Here is a 20,070-nt window from a genome sequence, read left to right as displayed (position 1 = left end):
ATCCGTAGGATAAAGGTTAAACGTTTTTTTCTCTGTTTTCTTTTTGATATTTTGAAGGACATTTCGTCATCAAGGTTTTTGCCGTGAATACGGAATTTTGCAGCGAACCTTCGATGATCACTTCCGAGCCCGCTTTAAATGTGTCAGGCACAACACCCCGATAATTCACTTGAATCGTTTGTGATTTGTTTTCATAGTCTTCAAGGGTGAAGTTCGCTCCAAGTCCGTCTTGGGGACGTTCTATGGGCGTATCGGAAACAATTCCGAAAACGCGGGCGGACAGCGCCGATTGAGGGGTTTCTTGGGCGAGGGCTTCGGAAACATTGAGGAAATAAACGCTGTTTTGCGAAAGTCCTGACCAAATCATATATCCGATGCCGGCAACAAATAAGAAGAAAGCCGTATAATAAATTGAGCGGGATTTTTTTGCCATGGTGATCCTTTATTGTTTTTGTAACGCTTAAAAAGCAGATTAAGTATAAAAGAAAATATTTTTTTAAGCAAGTAGGAATTATTCCTATTTATAAAAAAAATTATACAATAAGCATTGCGTCCCCATAGGAGAAAAAACGGTATTCCGCTTCTATGGCATGCCGGTATGCCCGCATGACATGTTCATAACCCGCAAAAGCCGAAACAAGCATGATCAGGGAGGATTTGGGCAGGTGGAAATTGGTAATCAGCCCGTCGACAATATGAAACTCTTTGCCAGGATAAAGAAAAATATCGGTATGTCCGAAACAGCCGTGGGAGGGGAACAAGCTGTTTTCATTCAATTCTTCGGAATTGCTGCAGAAAAAAGCATTGTTTTGTCCAAGTTTCGCTTCGGAAAAAGCTTGCGCCATACCTTCAAGACTGCGGGTGCTGGTTGTGCCGACAGCAATGACGGGACATCCTTTCTTTTTGGCATTGTTTATTGCTTGGGCTGTTTCTGCTGAAATTTCAACATATTCGGAATGCATGACATGTTCCCGAATATCGTCAGCCCGCACAGGGCTGAATGTTCCGTAGCCTACATGAAGCGTCAATTCCTGCCATGAACAGCCTTTTTTCAAAAGTTCCCGGCGTATTTCTTCCGTAAAATGCAGACCTGCGGTCGGAGCCGCCACGGAGCCGATGTTTTTTTCCTTGGCATAAACGGTCTGATAGCGTGTGAAATCTTCTCGCTCCGAACCGTGTTCCCTTTTGATATAGGGAGGCAAAGGCAGGTCTCCGTATTTTTTCAGCAGGGGAACAAGGCTGTCTTTATACGTGATGCTGACAATATGTTTGCCAAAATCCCGTTTTTCAAGAGCGGTGAGTTCCATTTCGGGAAAGTCCAAGGTTTCGCCTGGTTTCACACGTTTTGCACCTTTGAGCAAAACTTCTGTCCGGGCAATGCGGTATTCGCCGTTTTTTCGGGCTTTTCTGTCGATAAGCGGGGCTGGTTCGAGAAAGAGCAGTTCAATTTTGCTGCCGCTTTTTCTGTGTCCTTGCAGGCGTGCGGGGATCACTTTGGAATTGTTGGCAATGATGAGGGCGTTGTCAGGAAGCAACTGAACAATGTCTTTAAACGTGTGATCCGCGTATTTTCCTGTTTTTCTTTCCAAAAAAAGAAGGCGGGAATTTTGTCTTTCAGAAGCGGGACATTGGGCGATACGTTCTTCGGGAAGAACATAATCATAACTGTTTAAAAGAAAAAGGTTTTTATCGTTCATAATTATCAAAAGAAATTGTTTTTAATAAGAAAAAAGAGCACGGGGACAAGCAGGGAGGGCAGAAGATTGAGGGTTTTGCAATCCTTGATTTGCAAAATGCTTAAGCCCGATGCCGCAATTAAAATACCGCCGATAAGGGAAAGTTCATTTAAAAGAGCACCCTGCAAAAAACCGGATAAACTTATCGCACCCACATACAAAGAGCCTTGCCAAAGAAAAAGCACCGCGGCGGCAAGCATGATTCCGTAGCCGTAAGCGGAGGCGAGAACGATGGACGTGATGAAATCAAGGGTCGCATTGGTATAAAGAAAGGTGTTGTTTCCATTCAGCGCGCTTTCTATCGGACCTAAAATGGACAGTGTTCCGATACAGAAAATCAAAATCGCCGTTGAAAGCCCTTTGCCTAAATGTCCTTTTCCGCATTTTGCCGCGAACTTATGGAAATTGTCGTCTATGCTGCAGTATGTGCCAAAGCTGCTTCCCAGCGCGAGGCTGACGATAAAAAGCACCGGATATTCGGTTTTGGGCATAGTATGCACAACGGAATTAATGCCGATGAAAAGTGCGGCTAAACCCATGGCAAGAAAAAGGCTGTCATGAATTTTTTCCGGGAGCGCTTTTTTTATTGTTCCGCCGATAAGCGAACCGAGAAGAATAGCCCCCACATTTACTGTCGTCCCCAGCATAAAACCTCCTGACGCATGAACAACAGTAGAAAAATCAGGCTTAAAAATCAAGCAAAATTAAGAAGCCGAACCAGTAAAAAAACAGAAAGTTTTGTGCAAAATTGATTTTGAGGCTGAGAATACAATATACGATTATCTGAGAAAAGGAAAGCAGGCGGAATGTCTATGCTCTTTTTCTGTTCGCCATGACTTGGAAAACCCAGTTGGACAAAGGAGGTATGCCGTTATCGTCCGGTATGCTGTTCCATGTGCTGTAATTTTCCAGATAAGCCCAACGCACAAAGCGTATGCCCATGGAATACCATTCGGAATTATGGGGATTTTTCACATAACGCCTGATTGTCGAAAGCATGGAAAGGCAAAGCGGCGCTTTATTGGAATAAGGAAAAATCGCCGTAAGCAAAATTTTGGAGCCTTCTTTGAGCTGTTTTGCGATTTCGATATTTGCGTTGAGCAGAAAAAGCATGCCTCCGGTGGAAACGTCCACAATATCAAATTCTTCGTCCTGAATGGCAAGCCACTGCATTTGCTCGTCCGAGCCCGCTTTGCTTTCAGCCCAAAGTTTCAGGTTGGGAATTTCTGATTTCGTAATGGGAATGCGCACGCAGTTGCGGCGTTGGGAGTGTCCGATGAAATTGGGGACGCTGACGTCGATGAAAAACAAGCCCTTATGGGTAAAGGTATTTTTTATGGTGCTTAAGAAGTTGCAGGGAACTTGTTTTCCGTCTTTTTCCGTATAAAAAAGCATGGAAACTTCCGCGTGTTGGGGGAATTTTATTTCTTGTTTCGACTGCACGAAAAGACGGATGATGGATTTGTTATGGTCAATGCAATAGGCGCGAATTTGGTGGATGGTTTTTCCTTCGCTGATGATGTCAACAAAAATTTGCGTTTTGTGCGCTTGGGCGTAACTGAGCGTGCTGTGGATGTCTTTAGCACTTTGCACAGTCGTTGACGTGGATATTTTACTAAAATTAGCTTGTACCATATTTTAATTCCTAGTTTACTCTTTTCTTTTTGTCAAGCTATAAAATATGGATTTTACCATATTCACCGTCAAATCCGTAATTTTTACGGATCGCGTTCGTCCGCATGTTGTAAAGAGCTTTCGCAAGCATGTCGTTTTCATGCGATATTGTTTCTATCGGCACATTTTGCAAAATATCAAGCTCATTTCCGTAAGAATTTATTAATTTTTCATAATGATTTTATTTGCGAGGGGAGGAACTCAAAAGCAATGAGCAAACGGACCGAAGAACTGAAAATCCGCATTTCCCCGGAGGACAAGGAGCGGATAAAACTCAAGATGGAGGACGCCGGCATTTTGAACATGAGCGCCTATGTCCGCAAGATGGCGCTGGACGGAATCTGTATCCGGCTGGACCTGAAGGATGTGCGCCAGCTTACTGTCATGCTCCGGTGATGCTCCGATAATCTGAACCAGTACGCTAAACGGGCGAACGAAACCGGGAGCATCTATGCGGCGGACATTGAAGATTTACAGAACCGCCTGGACGAGATTTGGGAATTGTCCAGACAGTCCCTTGCGAGCCTTGCCGCTATTCGATAGCAAGCAGGAGAGTGAGGCATTTCCGTCTTTTTCTTTTTCCCGGAAACACCGAGGCGGTCGTTTCTGGCTCCACGAGGGGCGAAAGTCCCGCCTGTTCCTGCGCAGCAGGGACAACAGCGTTCGTGAAACGAACGCGCAGCCAGCCCCGGCAACGGGGCTGTTCAAGGGGGTTGGGGTGCTACCCCAACAAGCAGAAACAGCGGTTTCCGGCAACGCCGGGAACTGCAGTTTCGAGTCTTTGTGGGAACAAAGACACTGCTTGCTACAATGGTGATACCCGATTTTACATTCATTTTACAATACCTCTCTTTTGAATTTTACATACCAGCAGTATTCTTTTCTCGTACCCCAAAAGTTGAAAGGAGAGAATTTGAACATGAAAAAATTTGCAAGTCTTATGCTGGTTGCTGTGCTAGCCCTGTCGGTTATGGCGGGATGTTCACAGAAAACGTCCGGTACCGTCACCACCGACGGCTCAACTTCCATGGAGAAGGTGATCGGTGCGCTGGGTGAGGCGTTTATGGAACAGAACGGTGGCGTGACCTTCACCTACAACCCCACCGGCTCCGGCTCTGGCATCCAGGCAGTCTTGGAGGGGCGCTGCGACATCGGCCTCAGCAGCCGCAATCTGAAGGAGGAAGAATCCGCCCAGGGCCTGACCGGAACGGTGTTGGCCTATGACGGCATTGCGGTGATCGTCAACCCCGACAATCCCGTTTCTGATCTCGATGTGGACACCATCGCCAAAATCTTTACCGGGGAGATCACCAACTGGAAGGACGCGGGCGGACACGACGCAGAGATTGTCCTGATTGGCCGGGAAGCCGGCAGCGGAACCAGGGACGGCTTTGAATCCATCACCGGCACAGCAGACAACTGCCAGTACCGCCAGGAGCTGACCTCCACCGGCGATGTGATTACCGCCGTGTCCCAGAACCCGGATGCCATCGGCTACGCCTCCCTCGCCTCCGTCAAGGACACGGTGCGGGCCGTCACAGTAGGCGGCGTAGCACCCACAGAGGATGCGGTGAAGGACGGCAGCTATGTCATTCAGCGGCCCTTTGTCCTGGTCACCAAGACGGACACGCCCCTTTCGGAGCAAGCGCAAAAGTTCTTCGACTTCGCAACCTCCCCTGATGCGGCGGAGCTGATCTCTGGCGCGGGCGCTGTGGCGGCAAATTGACTATGCGCAGTAGAAAGCAACTGCTGGAAACCGCAGTCCACGGGATATTTCTGATGCTGGGATTGGTTACAGTAGGCTGTGTCTTGCTGATTACCGTATATTTGGTGGTCTCCGGCATCCCTGCCATCCGGCAGATCGGGCTTGTGCCCTTTCTACTGGGTGACACCTGGGAATCTACCGCCGCACAGCCCTCATACGGCATCCTCCCGTTCATTCTCACCAGCATTTACGGCACAGCGGGCGCTATCCTGTTCGGTGTCCCGGTAGGATTTTTCGCGGCGGTTTATCTGGCGAAGCTGGCTCCAACCCAAGTAAAATCCATCGTTGAGGCCGCTGTTAGCCTCCTGGCGGGTATTCCATCTGTGGTCTACGGTCTGGTGGGGATGCTGGTGCTTGTGCCGGGTACCCGGGCGCTGTTCCATGTGCCGGACGGGGCTAGCCTGCTGGCGGCAATCATCGTCCTGTCGGTCATGATTCTGCCCTCCATCATCAAAGTATCCATTACCGCGCTGGAGGCAGTACCGAAAGAGTACGAGGACGCATCCCTGGCCCTCGGCGCGACCTCGATAGAAACCTATTTTCGGGTATCCGTCCCTGCGGCGCGAAGCGGCATCGCGGCGGCGGTGGTGCTGGGAGTAGGCCGGGCCATCGGGGAGGCTATGGCGGTGATGATGGTATCCGGCAACGCGGCAAATATGCCCTCACTGTTTGAAAGCGTCCGATTTCTTACCACGGCGGTATCCAGCGAAATGTCCTATTCCAGCGGCCTCCAGAGGCAGGCACTGTTCTCTATCGCCCTGGTGTTGTTCCTGTTCATCATGCTGATCAACGCCGAGTTGAATTTCTTCCTCAAGGGGCAAAAGGAGGGCTGATTATGCTGGACAGACCAATCTCCCCATCCCGGAGGGCCTATATCGGTGTAATGGGGCTGCTGTGCGCCCTGTCGGTGCTGCTGGTGTGCGCTCTGGCGTTGTTCCTCATAGGCTATGTGCTGGCTGAGGGTCTCCCCAACCTGTCCTGGGAGCTGCTGACCACCAAACCCAGCTACCTGTCGGACACCATAGGCATCCTGCCGGATATTCTGAACACCATCTACATCATCCTCGCCGTCCTGCTGATCGTCCTGCCCGTGGGGGCGGGAGCGGCGGTCTATCTGACCGAGTACGCCGCAAATAAGCGTCTGGTGTCTGTCATCGAGTACGCGGCGGAAACCCTCTCCGGCATCCCCTCCATCATCTACGGCCTTGTGGGGATGCTGGTATTTACCAGCGTGTTTGGGACTTCCCTGTTGGCTGGTGCGCTGACCCTGGTGATGATGAACCTGCCAACTGTCATGAGAACGACCCAAGAGAGTTTGAGGACGGTTCCGCAAAGTTACCGGGAGGGGGCCTTTGGCCTGGGGGCCGGGAAGTGGCGGGTCATCCGCACGGTGGTACTGCCCGGATGTGCGGACGGCATCATCACCGGCTGCATCCTGTCGGTGGGGCGCATTTTGGGTGAATCGGCGGCGCTGCTGTTTACAGCGGGCTTCGCCCATGCGCTGAACGGCTTTTTTACCGGCCTGACCAGTCCGGGGGCTACCCTCACCGTGGCGCTGTATGTCTACGCGAAGGAGCAGGGGGAGTTCGGTGTGGCTTTTGCCATTGCCGCGATTCTGATGCTCCTGACACTGGCGGTCAACCTGACCGCCGCCCTGGTGGGCCGCTGCTTCAAGAAAAGGAGAGCACTATGAATCACGCAATCACCGCAAAAAATTTATGCCTCTGGTACGGTAGCGCCCAGGCATTGAAAAATATCAATATCCAGATTCCAGAGAACAACATCACCGCTCTGATCGGCCCTTCCGGCTGCGGAAAGTCCACTTTTCTGAAAACACTGAACCGCATGAATGACCTAATCCCCGGCGTGAAGATCACCGGAGAGGTGCGGTATCTGGATACGGACATTTTCGCTCCCGGCCTGGATGTGAACGCTCTGCGTAAGGAAATCGGCATGGTGTTCCAGAAGCCCAACCCCTTCCCCATGAGCATCTATGATAACATCGCCTACGGCCCCCGCACGCACGGCGTCAAAAACAAAGCCAAGCTGGATGAACTTGTGGAGCAGTCCCTCCGGGGGGCGGCCATTTGGGACGAGGTGAAAGACCGGCTGAAAAAGAACTCCCTGGGCCTGTCCGGGGGCCAGCAGCAGCGGCTTTGCATCGCCCGCGCCCTGGCCGTGGAGCCCAAGGTGCTGCTGATGGACGAACCCACCAGCGCCCTGGACCCCATTTCCACCTCAAAAATTGAGGAGCTTGCAATGGGGCTGAAAGAGCGGTACACTATTGTTATCGTGACCCACAACATGCAGCAGGCGGTGCGTATTTCCGACCGCACGGCATTCTTCCTGCTGGGGGAGCTGATCGAGTATGACGAAACGGAAAAGCTGTTTTCTCAACCGGAGGATCAGCGGACCGAGGACTATATCACAGGGAGGTTTGGGTGATGCGGAGCAGATTTGACAGCCAGCTCGCCCTTCTGAATACGAAGCTGATCCAGATGGGCGCGCTGTGCGAGGAGGCCATCTCAAAGGCGGCGAAGGCGTTGGAGGCTGGCGATCCTGCGCTGGCGGAAACGGTCAAACCATTGGAGGGCGAGATCGACCAGATGGAGCGGGACATTGAAACGCTGTGTCTGAAGCTGCTGCTCCAGCAGCAGCCGGTGGCCCGCGACCTGCGGCAGATTTCCGCCGCCATGAAGATCATCACGGATATGGAGCGCATCGGAGATCAGGCGGCGGACATTGCAGAGATCATACGGGCGTGTCTGGCCCAGGGGTATGTGCCGGAGGATGTGGGCCATATCCGGGAAATGGCGGCGGAGGTCATCAAGATGGTCACGGAAAGCGTGGATTCCTACGTCCAGAAAGATACTGTCCGGGCCAAGCTGGTGATTGCCCATGACGACATTGTGGATCAGTGCTTTGACCGGGTAAAACAGGTGCTGATCGGGAGCATCGCGGCAAACCCGGACTGCGGCGAACACGCTCTTGATTTGCTGATGATCGACAAATACCTGGAACGCATCGGAGATCACGCGGTCAATATTGCGGAATGGGTGATTTTTGCCGTGACCGGGGAACACAAAGGAGAAGCGCTATGATTTGGTGTGTAGAGGACGATGCCAGCATTCGGGATATTGAGCTTTACACCCTGCGCTCCACCGGCTTTGAGGCCAGGGGCTTTGCCGACGGCGGAGCGTTCCTGGCGGCGCTGGAAACAGAGCGGCCGGAGCTTGTCATTCTGGATGTCATGCTGCCGGGAATGGACGGCGTGGAGCTGCTGCGGCGAATGAAAGCGGCGGCGCATCTTGCGGATATTCCCGTCATCATGGCCACCGCCAAGGGCGCGGAATACGATAAAATCCAAAGCCTGGATCTGGGCGCGGACGATTACCTGGTGAAACCCTTCGGTATGATGGAAATGGTGTCGCGGGTAAAAGCCGTCCTGCGCCGCTGCCAGCCAGCATCTCCGGCAAAGCAGTTGACAGCCGGTGGTCTGACGATGGATCTGGAAGAACGGACAGTTACCGCAGACGGAGCGCGTATTTTGCTCACCTACAAAGAATTTGAACTGCTTCGCCTGTTCCTCTCCCGCCCCGGCGTTGCGTTCACCAGGGAACAGCTTTTATCCGACATTTGGGGCGTGGATTACATCGGGGAAACCCGGACGGTTGATATGCACATCAAGACGCTCCGGCAGAAGCTGGGAGACTATGGCGGGATGATCGAAACGGTGCGGCATATCGGCTACCGGCTGGAGGCAAAGGCATGACAAAGAAAATCTTCCGTTCTATCCTGCTGGCGGCGGTTTCCGTTCTCCTGGCAAACCTGGTGATTATCATGGGCTGTCTGTATGACTATTACAGAAACGTCCAAGAGAAACAGCTGCGGGATGAACTTCGTTTGGCCTCTTATGGGGTGGAAGCAGGTGGAAGCGGCTATTTGGAGCAGTTGGCCTCTCCCTATCGGTTTGCGTCCGTAGCGGACTGCCGCCTGACCTGGATCGCTGCTGACGGCGAAGTGCTGTTTGACACTCATGTTCCGGCGGCGGAGATGGAAAACCATGCAGACCGATTAGAGGTTAAAGAGGCTCTTGCCGAAGGGGAGAGCGGCGGGGTTCGCTACTCGGAGACACTGACCGAGCGAACGCTATACTACGCACAGCGACTGACGGATGGAACCGTCCTGCGTATTTCCATCAGCCAGTTGACGGTGTTTGCCCTGGCGATGGGGATGCTTCAGCTGATTTTACTGACTGCAATCATAGCAGTCATTCTCTCCGCTCTGCTGGCCCATCGGATGGCGAAAAGCATTGTTGCGCCGCTGAATCACCTGAATTTGGATAACCCGCTGGAAAACAATTCCTACGAGGAACTGTCCCCCCTCCTGGTGCGTATCCACCAGCAGCACAGGCAGATCGAGACACAACTCCGCGAGTTGAGAAGGAAAACCGAAGAATTTGAGCAGATCACAGAAAACATGAGTGAAGGGCTTGTCCTGCTGGATGGGAAGGGCATCATTTTAAGCATCAACCCCGCTGCGAGGACAATCTTTCATGTGGACAGCGCCTGCGTTGGACAGGAATTTCTTGTGATAGACCGTGACCATACAATCAATCTTGCCATTCAGTCCGCATTGGAAGGAGGGCATAGCGAAGTCCGCGCTGTGCGAAATGACCGAGAGTATCAATTTGGTATCAGCCGGATCACAGCGGACGGACTTACAGCAGGAACGGTACTGCTGGCCTTTGACGTGACAGAACAGGCCGCAGCAGAACATAGCCGCCGTGAGTTTACCGCCAACGTGTCCCATGAATTGAAAACGCCCCTGCAATCCATCATGGGCAGCGCCGAGCTGTTAGAGAACGGCCTTGTCAAGCAGGAGGATGTTCCACAGTTTGTCGGCGTCATCCGTACAGAGGCGGCGCGGCTGGTAACGTTGGTGGAGGACATTATTCACTTGTCGCAGCTGGACGAGGGAACCGCGCCGGAAAAGGAACAGGTGAACCTTTTGGAACTGGCGGACAGTGCGGTATCCGCTTTGCGGGAGCGGGCGGAGGAGCGGCATATCGGCCTGTCCGTTTCAGGCGAAAATCTGATGGTAGACGGAGTGCGGAACTTCCTGTATGAAATGTTCTATAACCTGATCGACAACGCCATAAAATACAACATAGACGGCGGCAAGGTGGAAGTTACTGTTTTAACAGGTGATACTGCCGCAACTGTTTCCGTGAAAGATACCGGGATCGGCATCCCCCCGGAGTATCAGGCGCGAGTATTTGAACGGTTTTTCCGAGTGGATAAAAGCCGCTCCAAGGCTTCCGGTGGCACCGGGCTGGGGCTGTCGATTGTCAAGCATATCGCGCAGTATCATCACGCAGAAATCAAATTGCATAGCGGGAATGGACGCGGGACCATTATTGAGATTTTGTTCGCCATAGGGGAAATGTGAGATTTGTGCCTTCTGCTTAGGGTTTGGCTAACTACACAGAGGACAGCATCTACAAGGTGCTGTCCTCTGCCTTTATGTGGGGTAGTATTGAATAACGCTGGTATCATGGGAAAGGAAACATTGCGTTTTTAGGGTGAAAATATCCTTGACAAATGTCCTCTTGGGAATGGAGTTTTTTGCTTTTTGCGCCTGTTTGGTGGAGTTCCGCAAGAATTTCTTTCAAAGGTACGCAAGATTCAAATTGTTCTTTGGCAGTCAAGGGTGTTTTTCTGTCCGCTAATTCCATACCCCTGTTCTATACGCCGATAGTCAGAGGCTTTCCGCAAACAGGGCAGATATTTTTGTGTTTTTCGCTTTCTTCCGGCAGAAAACAAATGCCGCAGTTTCTGTGTCCGTCCGCAAAGTATTTGCCTTCTTCCGGATAAAATTCCACTGTGCCGTAAAAAAATGCGTTTTTCCGCCTGAGCGATTCAAACAAACTTTGATAGGTTGGGACGGCATGGAAAATATTTACTTCGCGTCCGAGATTTTCTCCGGAATGGGCGTCGGAATTGGAAATAAGAACATATCTGTCAAGGGCGGAACAAAGCCTGTTCATGGGAGGATCGGAAGAAAGCCCTGTTTCCAGCGCGAAAATTTCTTCCGTCAAGTCCTCAAAACATTCTTCAAGCGTATTAAAGCCTGATTTTGAACCGAAAATTGAAAACCACGGAGTCCAGATGTGGGCGGGAATAAGGTAGCTGTGCTTTTCTTCAAGGGCATATTCCAAAAGGATTTTGGCATCAAGCCCGAGCATGGGGCGGCCGTCTGCGTTCAAATTGCCGATACGGGCGAGTTTCGCATTGATTTTTTTCGCCGTTTCAATATCGGGTATGTATATTAATTGATGATTTTTTCTCGTGGTGTTGTCTTTTTTATAGATACAGCTGATTTCGCCCTGCAAAACGAACTGCGGCTGGAAAGACACCTCTTTTAAACGGATATTGGTCTGCTCTTCGATGTCTTGCGTGCCAAGAGGTTTTTTCAGCCGATAAAAGCCGGTGTTGTCATCATAAACAAGTTCTTCCTCGATTTCCTGCAGCCATTCAGGGTGAGTGCAGTCGCCCGTTCCGAGAAAGTGAATGCCTTTAATACAGGCGTGGCTCGCAAGGTTTCTTAACGTAAGATTTTTCGATGTCGCCCTTGAAAAGCGGGAATGAATGTGTAAGTCTGCCCTGAACATACGCTGTCCGATAAATTAATTTGCAATAGTATAAAGAGCTTAGTATACTTTGGCAATACTTTTATATTTGAGGGAATATGGATTTTTATCAACCGGAAGGAAGTTACCGTTTCAGCTCCGATGCCGTTTGCGCCGTACGTTTCGCCTGCTCTCTCATCGTGCAGGAACTGCAGAAAAAGAAAGTAAAAGATCCTTATTTGATTATGGATGTCGGCTGCGGGTGCGGAGTCATCGGCATATTGGTTTTGCAGTTTTTTAAAGAACTGTATCCGGAATGGTATCCTTATTTAATGGTTGTCGGCATTGAAAAAGAAGAGGAATTGTATCAGGCCGCCAAGTATAATGCGAAACTTTTCGAGCATGAAAAAAACTTTTTCGTATTTCAAACGGATATTTTCCAAAAGGAAAGTGTCGCTTCGGTGCAAAAATTTGTGCTTGAAACGGTTTTTCTTGATAAGCTTCCGCTTTTGAGGCAGCAAGACGGAGGAACGTTTAAAAATCCCCGTTTATTTGACCTTGTTATCACAAATCCGCCGTGGTACAAGGCGGACAGCAAACTGCACAGCGTTTTTGCATTGAGAAACAAAGCCTTGTTTGGTGATGAAACCGTGCTGAATTTGTTTTTTTCATTTGGCGAAAAATTTTTGAAAAAAAACGCTTCGTTAGTGACTGTCGCCAAATGTGCGTGCTATATGGATTTTGTGCAGGCAATGCCGGGGACAATCCGGCTCGTGGCTATGCAGTCTGTGCATAATTCCTTGCAAAAAAATGCGATTTTCTTTATTTTGCAAGGGAAATATATGAGCAAAGCGGTTTTTGAGATTGTAGCGCCGGCTTGCGTGTGATTGAAATTTCATTATATTGTGTACGAAAAAGGAAAAAGTATGGCTTTGGAAGATTATCAGGAAATTGTCGCAATACCCCGCATGCATGAGGAATTTTTACCCGGCGGCAGCGTGAAAGCGCTTGACCCGACAGGGCAAAACAGCAAAGCCTATGCGGCTTGTCCCGCTTTTTGCTGGAACAGGCAATACGCCTTGCAGTATCTTAAGGATTTACAGGAAAATACCGCCCGGCTGGCAAAGGAAAAGAACGGCTCTTTGCTTGATACTGTCAATTTCCAGATGCAAAGCGTTGAAGCGCTCTCTTATGATGAACAATGTGCTTTGCAGGAATTTTCGGGGGAAAAGGCTTCGCAGGCTCAGGAAGAGAATATGCAGGAGCTTGCGCAGCGTATTTTGCTTATCGCATATCATAATGAGGCGCTGTATTTGGAATTGGCGCGAGCGAATGAAGCTTTGCTGGAACAAGAGCGGAAACTTAAAGATTTATTGGATGAAAACGAGTATGTCGTGCAGTCTTCCTATTGTGTCGAAGACGTGCTTTTTTCGTGGAAACAGCTTTTGCCTGCGTTTTTATTTTTTACGCAGGACGTTTCAGCCTATTATATTAATGATGAAGCCATGGCGGAGGAAATAGCCGAATCGGGACAAAAAATTACTGAAGATGATAATCATTCTTATTATAGACTTGATAAAAATGTTTTGATGTATTATATAACTGGCAAATTGGAGAAATGCTGCAAAAAAAACGAGTATATTTTTATTGTGGCAAAAAAATAGGATAATATATGTGTTGCCAACAATGTATGAAATTAGAACAATTAATTGAATTTATTGAAGAAAACTGCAAAGGTATTCCTAAAGGGGTGATTTTTGACTGTGACGGTGTTTTGGTTGACTCCGTTGAAGCGAATATGGCTTTTTATAATGCGATACGAAAAAAATTAGGTTTGCCGGAATTGAATGCGGAACAAAGGGAATATTGCCAAATGAGCACGGCTGCCCAAGCCCTTGAGCATATCACCCCCGAGCCTTTGCGGGAGCAAATGCATATTGCCGTCAGGGAAATTTCTTATGCCCGTGATATTGAACCCATGATTCAAGCTTCGGAAAATTTGGTGCCGCTTTTAAAAGCCCTTTCGGGAAAATTTCTTTTGGGTATCCATACCAACAGGACGGGACCTATCGATTATATGCTGGAAAGGCTGGAAATGGGCGGATATTTCGATCCCATAATGACTGTCCGTTATTGCGAACCCAAACCTTCCCCCGACGGCGCAGTGAAAATTTTGTCCAAATGGGGTTTGGAACCCCATCAGGTCCTTTTCATCGGGGACAGTTCCATGGATATGCAAACTGCGCGGGCTGCGAAAATTCCTTTCCTTTCCTACCGCAACGACAGCATTATCGATTATGGAACATGCTGTGATTTCGCTTTGCTTGAAAAGGCGTTATTGTCTTTTATCGAGGAATGATCCGGCGTTTGGCAGGGAATATTTTGCTTTACAAAGAATTAAAAACAGCGTAAACGAGGCTAAATTTAATGCCAATAATTCATGTTAGGATTACTAGCATTGAGAGGAGGAACTTTGACACCTGACGATTTAGAGTTTTTTAAAAAACTGCTTGACCAAATGCTTGTCGAAGCACAGCAAAACGGCGATTCCACATTGGAAGATCTGACCGAAAGCCCAAGCAGCTATGCCGACCCTACGGACAGGGCGTCTGTGGAGTCCGATCGTTCCTTTACTTTGCGCATTCGAGACAGAGAACGCCGTCTTATTCATAAAATATATGAAGCTCAGCAGCGTATTGAAAGCGGTACATACGGAATTTGTGAAGAATGCGGAGAAGAGATCGGGGTTGCCCGTTTGAAAGCCCGGCCTGTGACAACTTTGTGCGTTGACTGCAAAGCCCGTCAGGAAGAGGGTGAAGACATTCAAGGCAGCTAAAAATATATGGCTCTTTTATGATTATAAAAGAGCTTTTTTTTTGACTTTGTGAGGAAGCCGTGGACGCACACCTTTTTCGCCGTTTTTGTGAAGACTTATTGCCGGCTTTGATCGGTTCCAGAATAGAAAAAATTTATCAAGCCGCGGACGGCGTCATCACGTTCTCTTTATACGGACTTGCAAACGTTCAGCAAAAAAATTCCGCTTCTGCTAAAGATACATTGAAAACAAATGTCTTTGCGGACCGAAAGCATTATTTGACATATAAAGAGGGTAAAGAGGCGTTTTTATTTTTAAGCCACAGCCGTATAACGAAAAATGATGAACCTCCCGCTTTTGTCATGCGTTTGCGGAAGCATTTGGCGGGAAAGCACATAAAAACCGCCGCTGCGAATTGGCTGGAGCGGAAAATCATTTTGGAAGTTTCGGATTGCTGGGTTTCTCTTGACTTAAGGCATGGGATTGAATTGCATTTCGAGTGCCCGGAAAACGCCCTTTGTTCGCCCGCAGGCGGTTATTTTGATTTTGAAGCGTCTTATACGCTCAGTCCGGCTTTGTCTGATGGGAATTTTGATTCGTACTGGGCTGATTTTTCACAATTGCGCCGGATTCAAGATAAGGATGTTTGGAAAGAATACCAAACGCTTACGCCTTTTTTAAGAAAAACATTGCCTTACCTCGCCGAAGAGGAGCAAGCCGCCTTATATGCCGATTTGCAGTACGGCGGAGGTGATGTTTTTGTATATACGCAAAATTCAAGGCAGTTAAGAGTAAACCAATCGGCAGAAAACAATCCGTTGCGGTTCGCCAGAAACGATGACGCGTTCTTGTTGAGCGCATGGAAAATTCCTCAGGAATTATTGAAAAATATCAGCGGGCTGCAAGCTGCGAACGAGCTTGTTTTTGAAAATGCTCTTGAAGCTTTTTCATATATCGGAGATATGGTTTTAGCGAAACTGCAAAAGCAAAATTCCGCGGGAACGATAAAACAATTCCAAGCTCAATTGAAGCGTCTTGCCCGTCTTGAGATAAAACTTGCGGAAGAGGAGGAAAGGCTCGCGCGTCTTGTTCAAAAAAAAGATGAAGCCCTTCTTCTGCAGGCGAATTTGTATCGGTTCGCAGCTGATTATAAAGCTGAATACGTTATTCTTGAAGACTATGCGGGCGAGGAAGTGAAAATTGTTCTTGATAAAGCCAAAACCGTGCGTGAAAACATGCACGGCTATTTCCATGCGGCGGCACGGGGCATACGCGGGCTTGAGCATTTGGTCAGGCGCAGGCAGGAATTGGAACGGGAAAAGCAGAATGTGCTGGATAAGATTTGGGAAGAAGACGCAGGCGCAAGCATAAAAGAAACAAAGAAAAAAGGGGAGAAACAGCCTGTTTTTGAATACGGTTTGCTTGGAAAAATAAAGAATGTCAATAAAAAGGCAAAATTCAGCCAAGAAGCCGCAATAAAAAATGAAAAAAGCAAAGCAATAAGCAAATACCCGAAAGAAGTGCAGGTGTTTCGCAGTTCTGACGGCTTCATGATTTTGCGGGGACGTGATACGAAGGGAAACGGCTTGGTTTTAAAAATGGCATCGCCGTATGACATATGGGTGCATATTGCGGAGGGAACATCCGCCCATGTGCTTATCAAACGCGACCATGCGAAGCAGGAAATTCCGCCCCGGACCATGCAGGAAGCAGGGGCTTTGGCTCTTTTGAAAAGCTGGGCGAAAACGCAGGAAAAAGGATATGTCCAGTACAGTTATGCCAAATTCATCCGCCCCATGAAGAATGCCGCAAAGGGGTTGGTGCATGTGGATAAGAGCGAGGGAACGCTGGAAATAAAAATAATTCCGGAATATGAAGAGCGGTTAAAAATTGAAAAGCACGAATAATACGTGCTTTTCCTTTATCAATATGTCAAAAATTGCTGTACAGGCGGTTTTTATGCTATTGTAGGCATATCGAGCTGCGATACTTGGGTGTTTGAAAATAAAAAGTTCATGTTCAATAAAATAAGTAAATTATCGTCAATTTTTCCAACACCTTCAATATATTCCGCACCGACCCCCGCGATAACCGGCGGAGCGCTTTCAACCGTATTGGAAGGTATTCTCAAAACTTCGGAAACGGAATCGACCAAAAAACCGACAAGCTGATTTTCCCAAACCATGACGATAATTCTTGTTTGGTTGGTCTGTTCGACTTCCGGCATGTGGAAACGTTTTCTGAAGCTCACAACCGGCAGGATACGTCCGCGTAAATTAATGACACCTTCGATAAAATGGGGCGCATGGGGAACGGGAGTAATCGGCACAAGGCGTATGATGTCGTTGACAATCAAAATATCGACGGCAAATTCTTCTTCCCCGAGTTTGAAAGATACCAGCTGCAATATCTTGTTGTCAGGTTCTTTATTGTTGGAATTTATTTCTTGCGTTTGGCTCATAAATATCCCCTTTCAAGAAATTACATAATTCAAGCTACTTTATACATCGGCAACATTGCATAAAAGTATAGAGAGTTAAAAAAAAATTTTCTTTCGCTCATACTGCACCAAAAAATATCCGCTCGTCAAGATTTTTCCTCCGGGAATGACGGAGGAGGCTAAACAGTATGAATGATGGTTTCGATAATGGGTTCTCTGCCGAGAATATCGCGGAAAAATCTTCTTAACGCTATGCGGATCATTTCCGGCAATTTGTCGCGGTTTTTGCTGTCGGGCATTTCCAGTTGTTCCAGCACAAGACACTGGGCGTCCTGCAGGTAATGATTGAACTGCTGCTCGAACACGAAACCGTGGGACAGGACAAACGGACCCGAAAGAACGGCGTTCGTTTCTTCGGCGAGGACAATCGATACGATCAGAATGCCTTCGTTGGATAGGACTCTTCGTTCTTTCAAAACCAAACGCCCCACATCGCCGACGCCTTTTCCGTCAACAAGCACAAAGTCCACGGGTTCGCTTTTCTCGATTTCAAAAGTATTGTCACCGTAAAAGCAGATAGGCTGTCCGTCTTCCAAAAGGTGGCAGTGTTCAATGCCGACTTGTTTCGCTAAAGCGGCATGTTGTGATAAATGCCGGTATTCGCCGTGCAGCGGGATGAAATGTTCAGGTTTCGCCAGTTCCAAAATTGTTTTGAGTTCGGCATGGCAGGCGTGTCCGGTGGCATGAATGGTGAACCGGTCGTCATTGTACACCGTCGCCCCTTGTTTGTACATTTGGTTGATCATGCGGGATACGGCTTTTGCGTTACCCGGGATAGTCCGGGAAGACATGATGACAGTGTCCCCTTCATGCAGGGCGAGGCGCTTGTGCTCTCCGGAAGAAATGCGGGTCAGGGCGGAAAGGGCTTCCCCTTGCGTGCCGGTTGCAAGAACAATAGTGTTTTCACGCGAAAGTTCCGTTATGGTTTCATCGTTTTCAACATAATAATTTTCCGATGTCAGGTAACCGAGCTCATTGGCGATATTGATATTTGTTGCAAGGCTCCGTCCGCTGATGATGACGTGTTTTCCATGTTTCTTCGCCAATTCGAAAACCGTGCCGATACGTTGGATATGGCTTGCGAAAAGCGCAATGATGATACGGCCTTTGGTTTGCGTAAAAATTTTGTCAAGCCCTTCCCTGACCATGCTTTCGGAAGCGGAATGTCTGCGGTTTTCTATGTTTGTGGAGTCTGAAAGCAAAAGCTTTATTCCGTCTTTTGCGAAATCTTTTAAATCGGATTGCAGTGCGCAGGTGTTTTCAAGGGGATATTCTTCAGAAAATTCATCAAGTTTGAAATCGCCCGTGTATGCTATTTTTCCAATGGGGCTTTCAATAAAATAGGCATAACCGCCCGGAATGGAATGACAGACAGGAATCGCCTGAAACTTAAGCGAACCGATGGTTATGACATCATAGGTTTCCACAAGGATAAGGTTCGCCCTTTCAAGCAGTCCCCGTTCTGTGAGTTTGTGTTTGACCAAAGCAAGCGTAAAGGCGGAGCCGTAAATATCGATATTTTTAACGATACGCAAAAGCCATGGCAACGCCCCTATATGGTCTTCGTGCCCATGGGTTAAAACAACTCCCAAGAATTTTTCCTTATTGTTGATTAACGATTCGAATGAGGGAATGACGGCATCGATCCCGTAGTGGCTGTCGTCGGGAAACATAAGTCCGCAGTCCATAAGGAACGTTCCTTCCGGACATTCCCATTTTTGACAGTTCAGACCTATTTCCCCAAGCCCTCCGAGCGGGTGTATGCGCAGAAATTTCTTATTCATGCTTGCTCCTGATGACAACCATACGGTATTTTTCCAAAAAAGACAAAACTTTTTCTTTTGCATTTTGTGTTTTTTCTCTGAAAAAAGAAAAAAAATAGTGCTGTTTTTATTCTTGCCATAGTTTTTAATATATGTTAAAAAAAATAAAATTAATTAGGGTTGATAGTGGGTTTTCCTATGCTTAAACAAAAAAAAGAACTTTTTTATCTTGTTTTGCGTTCTATGAAAAATCTTAATCTTGCCACAAAGATAACGATTCTTCGTATTATTATCATTATCCCTGTTTTAATGCTTCTTTCTTTTGCCACAAAACTTACGTGTTTTATTGCGTGTGCGCTCTTTGTCGTTGCGGCGCTAAGCGATTTCATTGACGGTTATATCGCAAGACGCTACGGGCAGGTGACGAGCCTCGGCAAATTTTTGGACCCGCTGGCTGATAAATTCCTTATTTGCACTACGCTTATTGAACTGGCTTCCCTTAATTGGATTCCCTCCTGGACTGTGCATATCATTGTCATCCGCGAACTTGCCGTTACGGGGCTTCGGGCGGTCGCCGCGGATTACGGCATAGTTTTGGCTGCCGACACGTATGGAAAATGGAAAACGACATTTCAGATTTTGGCTGTTATTCCCCTTATGCTGCATTATCCCTATTTCGGAATGGATTTGCATTTGATAGGCATGGTCTTGTTGTATGCGGCGGTCTTTTTTACCGTGCTTTCCGGATATAATTATTTTTATCAGTTTTGTGTCGATATGCATGATAAGGAAGTGTGAGAGCGTATTTTATGAAAAAAACGGTTTCTTTATCTTTTTTTTGGAAAACATTGTTTTTGAGTTTCGCTTTGCTTTTGAACGTGACGCTCGGCTATCGTTTGCTTTTCAGCGAACAGAGCATTTTTTCATGGCAAGGCGTGCAGGAACATTATGCCGGTATGCAGCAGGAATTGAAAGCCATTCAGCAGAAACTCGCCTTTTTGAGCGAAGAAATCAGGCTTTTGCAAAGCGACAGCGGCTATATCGAGCGTGCGGTCCGGGAACGTTTGAATTTTGTGCGTGAAAATGAAATTTTATATGTTTTTGAAAAAAAACAATCTGTTCATTCCATTTGGACCGAAACGGAAGATGATTTGCTAAGTGAATAAGTTTGTGCTATAAAGAACTC

At 48.0% G+C, this 20,070-nt stretch carries 25 protein-coding genes; 16 read left to right on the top strand and 9 right to left on the bottom strand.

The genetic code is table 11. The features are described from left to right. Positions 1-16: 16 nt before the first annotated feature. The 5 genes from JBF11_RS05925 to JBF11_RS05905 all read right to left on the bottom strand — a co-directional run bounded on the left by JBF11_RS05925 (position 17) and on the right by JBF11_RS05905 (position 3,543). The gene (locus JBF11_RS05925) at positions 17-433 is read right to left on the bottom strand and encodes a cytochrome c maturation protein CcmE (protein ID WP_334314577.1); all 417 of its coding nucleotides are present in this window, start codon (positions 431-433) and stop codon (positions 17-19) included. Positions 434-533: 100 nt separating this feature from the next. Further along, on the bottom strand, positions 534-1,697 hold the full coding sequence (gene queA / locus JBF11_RS05920; RefSeq protein ID WP_334314576.1) for a tRNA preQ1(34) S-adenosylmethionine ribosyltransferase-isomerase QueA: 1,164 nt from the start codon (positions 1,695-1,697) through the stop codon (positions 534-536). Positions 1,698-1,702: 5 nt separating this feature from the next. Continuing rightward, positions 1,703-2,383, bottom strand: coding sequence for a DUF554 domain-containing protein (locus JBF11_RS05915; RefSeq protein ID WP_334314575.1), 681 nt, complete (start codon positions 2,381-2,383; stop codon positions 1,703-1,705). A 163-nt stretch (positions 2,384-2,546) separates the two neighbouring features. Beyond that, positions 2,547-3,371, bottom strand: coding sequence for a PilZ domain-containing protein (locus tag JBF11_RS05910; RefSeq protein ID WP_334314574.1), 825 nt, complete (start codon positions 3,369-3,371; stop codon positions 2,547-2,549). Between the two features lie 37 nt (positions 3,372-3,408). Further along, a complete protein-coding gene (locus JBF11_RS05905) occupies positions 3,409-3,543 on the bottom strand; it encodes a hypothetical protein (protein WP_334314573.1) in 135 nt (44 codons plus the stop codon). Between the two features lie 77 nt (positions 3,544-3,620). On the opposite strand from JBF11_RS05905, the gene JBF11_RS05900 reads away from it, so the two are divergent. The 9 genes from JBF11_RS05900 to JBF11_RS05865 all read left to right on the top strand — a co-directional run bounded on the left by JBF11_RS05900 (position 3,621) and on the right by JBF11_RS05865 (position 10,626). Then, positions 3,621-3,806 carry a plasmid mobilization protein gene (locus tag JBF11_RS05900; RefSeq protein ID WP_334314572.1) on the top strand — a complete coding sequence of 62 codons (186 nt, stop codon included), beginning with the start codon at positions 3,621-3,623 and terminating at the stop codon, positions 3,804-3,806. A gap of 12 nt (positions 3,807-3,818) precedes the next feature. Further along, positions 3,819-3,953, top strand: a complete 135-nt coding sequence (locus tag JBF11_RS10130; RefSeq protein ID WP_417168634.1) for a hypothetical protein — start codon at positions 3,819-3,821, stop codon at positions 3,951-3,953. Between the two features lie 376 nt (positions 3,954-4,329). Beyond that, complete coding sequence (locus tag JBF11_RS05895) at positions 4,330-5,136, top strand: phosphate ABC transporter substrate-binding protein (protein ID WP_334316319.1); 807 nt, start codon at positions 4,330-4,332, stop codon at positions 5,134-5,136. Between the two features lie 2 nt (positions 5,137-5,138). Beyond that, complete coding sequence (gene pstC / locus JBF11_RS05890) at positions 5,139-6,008, top strand: phosphate ABC transporter permease subunit PstC (protein ID WP_334314571.1); 870 nt, start codon at positions 5,139-5,141, stop codon at positions 6,006-6,008. 2 nt (positions 6,009-6,010) lie between these two features. Then, entirely contained in the window at positions 6,011-6,868 is an 858-nt protein-coding gene (gene pstA, locus JBF11_RS05885; RefSeq protein WP_334314570.1) for a phosphate ABC transporter permease PstA, read from the top strand. Further along, entirely contained in the window at positions 6,865-7,620 is a 756-nt protein-coding gene (gene pstB, locus JBF11_RS05880; protein WP_334314569.1) for a phosphate ABC transporter ATP-binding protein PstB, read from the top strand. The genes pstA and pstB overlap by 4 nt, the downstream gene beginning before the upstream one ends. Then, positions 7,620-8,276: a phosphate signaling complex protein PhoU gene (gene phoU, locus JBF11_RS05875; RefSeq protein ID WP_334314568.1), complete on the top strand. Its 657-nt coding sequence runs from the start codon at positions 7,620-7,622 to the stop codon at positions 8,274-8,276. Before pstB ends, phoU begins: the two co-directional genes overlap by 1 nt. Continuing rightward, positions 8,273-8,947: a response regulator transcription factor gene (locus tag JBF11_RS05870; protein ID WP_334314567.1), complete on the top strand. Its 675-nt coding sequence runs from the start codon at positions 8,273-8,275 to the stop codon at positions 8,945-8,947. Before phoU ends, JBF11_RS05870 begins: the two co-directional genes overlap by 4 nt. Continuing rightward, a complete protein-coding gene (locus JBF11_RS05865) occupies positions 8,944-10,626 on the top strand; it encodes a sensor histidine kinase (RefSeq protein WP_334314566.1) in 1,683 nt (560 codons plus the stop codon). Before JBF11_RS05870 ends, JBF11_RS05865 begins: the two co-directional genes overlap by 4 nt. 103 nt (positions 10,627-10,729) lie before the next feature. On the opposite strand, the gene JBF11_RS05860 is transcribed toward JBF11_RS05865, so the two are convergent. Beyond that, on the bottom strand, positions 10,730-10,912 hold the full coding sequence (locus tag JBF11_RS05860) for a hypothetical protein (RefSeq protein ID WP_334314565.1): 183 nt from the start codon (positions 10,910-10,912) through the stop codon (positions 10,730-10,732). A 9-nt stretch (positions 10,913-10,921) separates the two neighbouring features. After that, a complete protein-coding gene (locus tag JBF11_RS05855) occupies positions 10,922-11,848 on the bottom strand; it encodes an endonuclease Q family protein (RefSeq protein ID WP_334314564.1) in 927 nt (308 codons plus the stop codon). 77 nt (positions 11,849-11,925) lie between these two features. On the opposite strand from JBF11_RS05855, the gene JBF11_RS05850 reads away from it, so the two are divergent. From JBF11_RS05850 to JBF11_RS05830, 5 genes are all read left to right on the top strand, one after another. Continuing rightward, entirely contained in the window at positions 11,926-12,693 is a 768-nt protein-coding gene (locus tag JBF11_RS05850) for a hypothetical protein (RefSeq protein WP_334314563.1), read from the top strand. A gap of 39 nt (positions 12,694-12,732) precedes the next feature. Next, positions 12,733-13,470, top strand: a complete 738-nt coding sequence (locus tag JBF11_RS05845; RefSeq protein WP_334314562.1) for a hypothetical protein — start codon at positions 12,733-12,735, stop codon at positions 13,468-13,470. Positions 13,471-13,478: 8 nt separating this feature from the next. Beyond that, complete coding sequence (locus JBF11_RS05840) at positions 13,479-14,165, top strand: HAD family hydrolase (RefSeq protein ID WP_334314561.1); 687 nt, start codon at positions 13,479-13,481, stop codon at positions 14,163-14,165. A gap of 114 nt (positions 14,166-14,279) precedes the next feature. Further along, positions 14,280-14,642 (top strand): RNA polymerase-binding protein DksA, encoded by a 363-nt coding sequence (gene dksA, locus JBF11_RS05835; protein WP_334314560.1) that lies wholly within the window; start codon positions 14,280-14,282, stop codon positions 14,640-14,642. A 59-nt stretch (positions 14,643-14,701) separates the two neighbouring features. Next, the gene (locus tag JBF11_RS05830) at positions 14,702-16,528 is read left to right on the top strand and encodes an NFACT RNA binding domain-containing protein (RefSeq protein ID WP_334314559.1); all 1,827 of its coding nucleotides are present in this window, start codon (positions 14,702-14,704) and stop codon (positions 16,526-16,528) included. A 50-nt stretch (positions 16,529-16,578) separates the two neighbouring features. Here JBF11_RS05830 and JBF11_RS05825 read toward each other — a convergent pair whose 3' ends face one another. Both JBF11_RS05825 and JBF11_RS05820 read right to left on the bottom strand, forming a co-directional pair. After that, on the bottom strand, positions 16,579-17,082 hold the full coding sequence (locus JBF11_RS05825) for a chemotaxis protein CheW (protein ID WP_334314558.1): 504 nt from the start codon (positions 17,080-17,082) through the stop codon (positions 16,579-16,581). A 158-nt stretch (positions 17,083-17,240) separates the two neighbouring features. Further along, positions 17,241-18,905 carry a ribonuclease J gene (locus JBF11_RS05820; RefSeq protein ID WP_334314557.1) on the bottom strand — a complete coding sequence of 555 codons (1,665 nt, stop codon included), beginning with the start codon at positions 18,903-18,905 and terminating at the stop codon, positions 17,241-17,243. Between the two features lie 177 nt (positions 18,906-19,082). On the opposite strand from JBF11_RS05820, the gene pgsA reads away from it, so the two are divergent. Both pgsA and JBF11_RS05810 read left to right on the top strand, forming a co-directional pair. Continuing rightward, positions 19,083-19,682, top strand: coding sequence for a CDP-diacylglycerol--glycerol-3-phosphate 3-phosphatidyltransferase (gene pgsA / locus JBF11_RS05815; RefSeq protein ID WP_334314556.1), 600 nt, complete (start codon positions 19,083-19,085; stop codon positions 19,680-19,682). Positions 19,683-19,693: 11 nt separating this feature from the next. Beyond that, positions 19,694-20,050 (top strand): FtsB family cell division protein, encoded by a 357-nt coding sequence (locus tag JBF11_RS05810; protein ID WP_334314555.1) that lies wholly within the window; start codon positions 19,694-19,696, stop codon positions 20,048-20,050. Positions 20,051-20,070: the final 20 nt, after the last annotated feature.

Source organism: Taurinivorans muris (assembly GCF_025232395.1).
Classification (GTDB): Bacteria; Desulfobacterota; Desulfovibrionia; order Desulfovibrionales; family Desulfovibrionaceae; genus Taurinivorans; species Taurinivorans muris.
The sequence above is the reverse complement of the archived record's forward strand: the minus strand, read 5'-3'. Positions and strand labels throughout refer to the sequence as shown.

Coding starts and splice junctions, on each gene's coding strand:
- JBF11_RS05900 (WP_334314572.1), top strand. CDS start 3,621: ATGAGCAAACGGACCGAAGAACTGAAAATCCGCATTTCCCCGGAGGAC.
- phoU (WP_334314568.1), top strand. CDS start 7,620: ATGCGGAGCAGATTTGACAGCCAGCTCGCCCTTCTGAATACGAAGCTG.
- pgsA (WP_334314556.1), top strand. CDS start 19,083: ATGCTTAAACAAAAAAAAGAACTTTTTTATCTTGTTTTGCGTTCTATG.
- JBF11_RS05865 (WP_334314566.1), top strand. CDS start 8,944: ATGACAAAGAAAATCTTCCGTTCTATCCTGCTGGCGGCGGTTTCCGTT.
- JBF11_RS05845 (WP_334314562.1), top strand. CDS start 12,733: ATGGCTTTGGAAGATTATCAGGAAATTGTCGCAATACCCCGCATGCAT.
- JBF11_RS05850 (WP_334314563.1), top strand. CDS start 11,926: ATGGATTTTTATCAACCGGAAGGAAGTTACCGTTTCAGCTCCGATGCC.
- JBF11_RS05820 (WP_334314557.1), bottom strand. CDS start 18,905: ATGAATAAGAAATTTCTGCGCATACACCCGCTCGGAGGGCTTGGGGAA.
- JBF11_RS05855 (WP_334314564.1), bottom strand. CDS start 11,848: ATGTTCAGGGCAGACTTACACATTCATTCCCGCTTTTCAAGGGCGACA.
- JBF11_RS05915 (WP_334314575.1), bottom strand. CDS start 2,383: ATGCTGGGGACGACAGTAAATGTGGGGGCTATTCTTCTCGGTTCGCTT.
- JBF11_RS05910 (WP_334314574.1), bottom strand. CDS start 3,371: ATGGTACAAGCTAATTTTAGTAAAATATCCACGTCAACGACTGTGCAA.
- pstA (WP_334314570.1), top strand. CDS start 6,011: ATGCTGGACAGACCAATCTCCCCATCCCGGAGGGCCTATATCGGTGTA.
- pstB (WP_334314569.1), top strand. CDS start 6,865: ATGAATCACGCAATCACCGCAAAAAATTTATGCCTCTGGTACGGTAGC.
- JBF11_RS05810 (WP_334314555.1), top strand. CDS start 19,694: ATGAAAAAAACGGTTTCTTTATCTTTTTTTTGGAAAACATTGTTTTTG.
- JBF11_RS05895 (WP_334316319.1), top strand. CDS start 4,330: ATGAAAAAATTTGCAAGTCTTATGCTGGTTGCTGTGCTAGCCCTGTCG.
- JBF11_RS05870 (WP_334314567.1), top strand. CDS start 8,273: ATGATTTGGTGTGTAGAGGACGATGCCAGCATTCGGGATATTGAGCTT.
- JBF11_RS05860 (WP_334314565.1), bottom strand. CDS start 10,912: ATGGAATTAGCGGACAGAAAAACACCCTTGACTGCCAAAGAACAATTT.
- JBF11_RS05840 (WP_334314561.1), top strand. CDS start 13,479: ATGTGTTGCCAACAATGTATGAAATTAGAACAATTAATTGAATTTATT.
- JBF11_RS05825 (WP_334314558.1), bottom strand. CDS start 17,082: ATGAGCCAAACGCAAGAAATAAATTCCAACAATAAAGAACCTGACAAC.
- pstC (WP_334314571.1), top strand. CDS start 5,139: ATGCGCAGTAGAAAGCAACTGCTGGAAACCGCAGTCCACGGGATATTT.
- JBF11_RS05925 (WP_334314577.1), bottom strand. CDS start 433: ATGGCAAAAAAATCCCGCTCAATTTATTATACGGCTTTCTTCTTATTT.
- queA (WP_334314576.1), bottom strand. CDS start 1,697: ATGAACGATAAAAACCTTTTTCTTTTAAACAGTTATGATTATGTTCTT.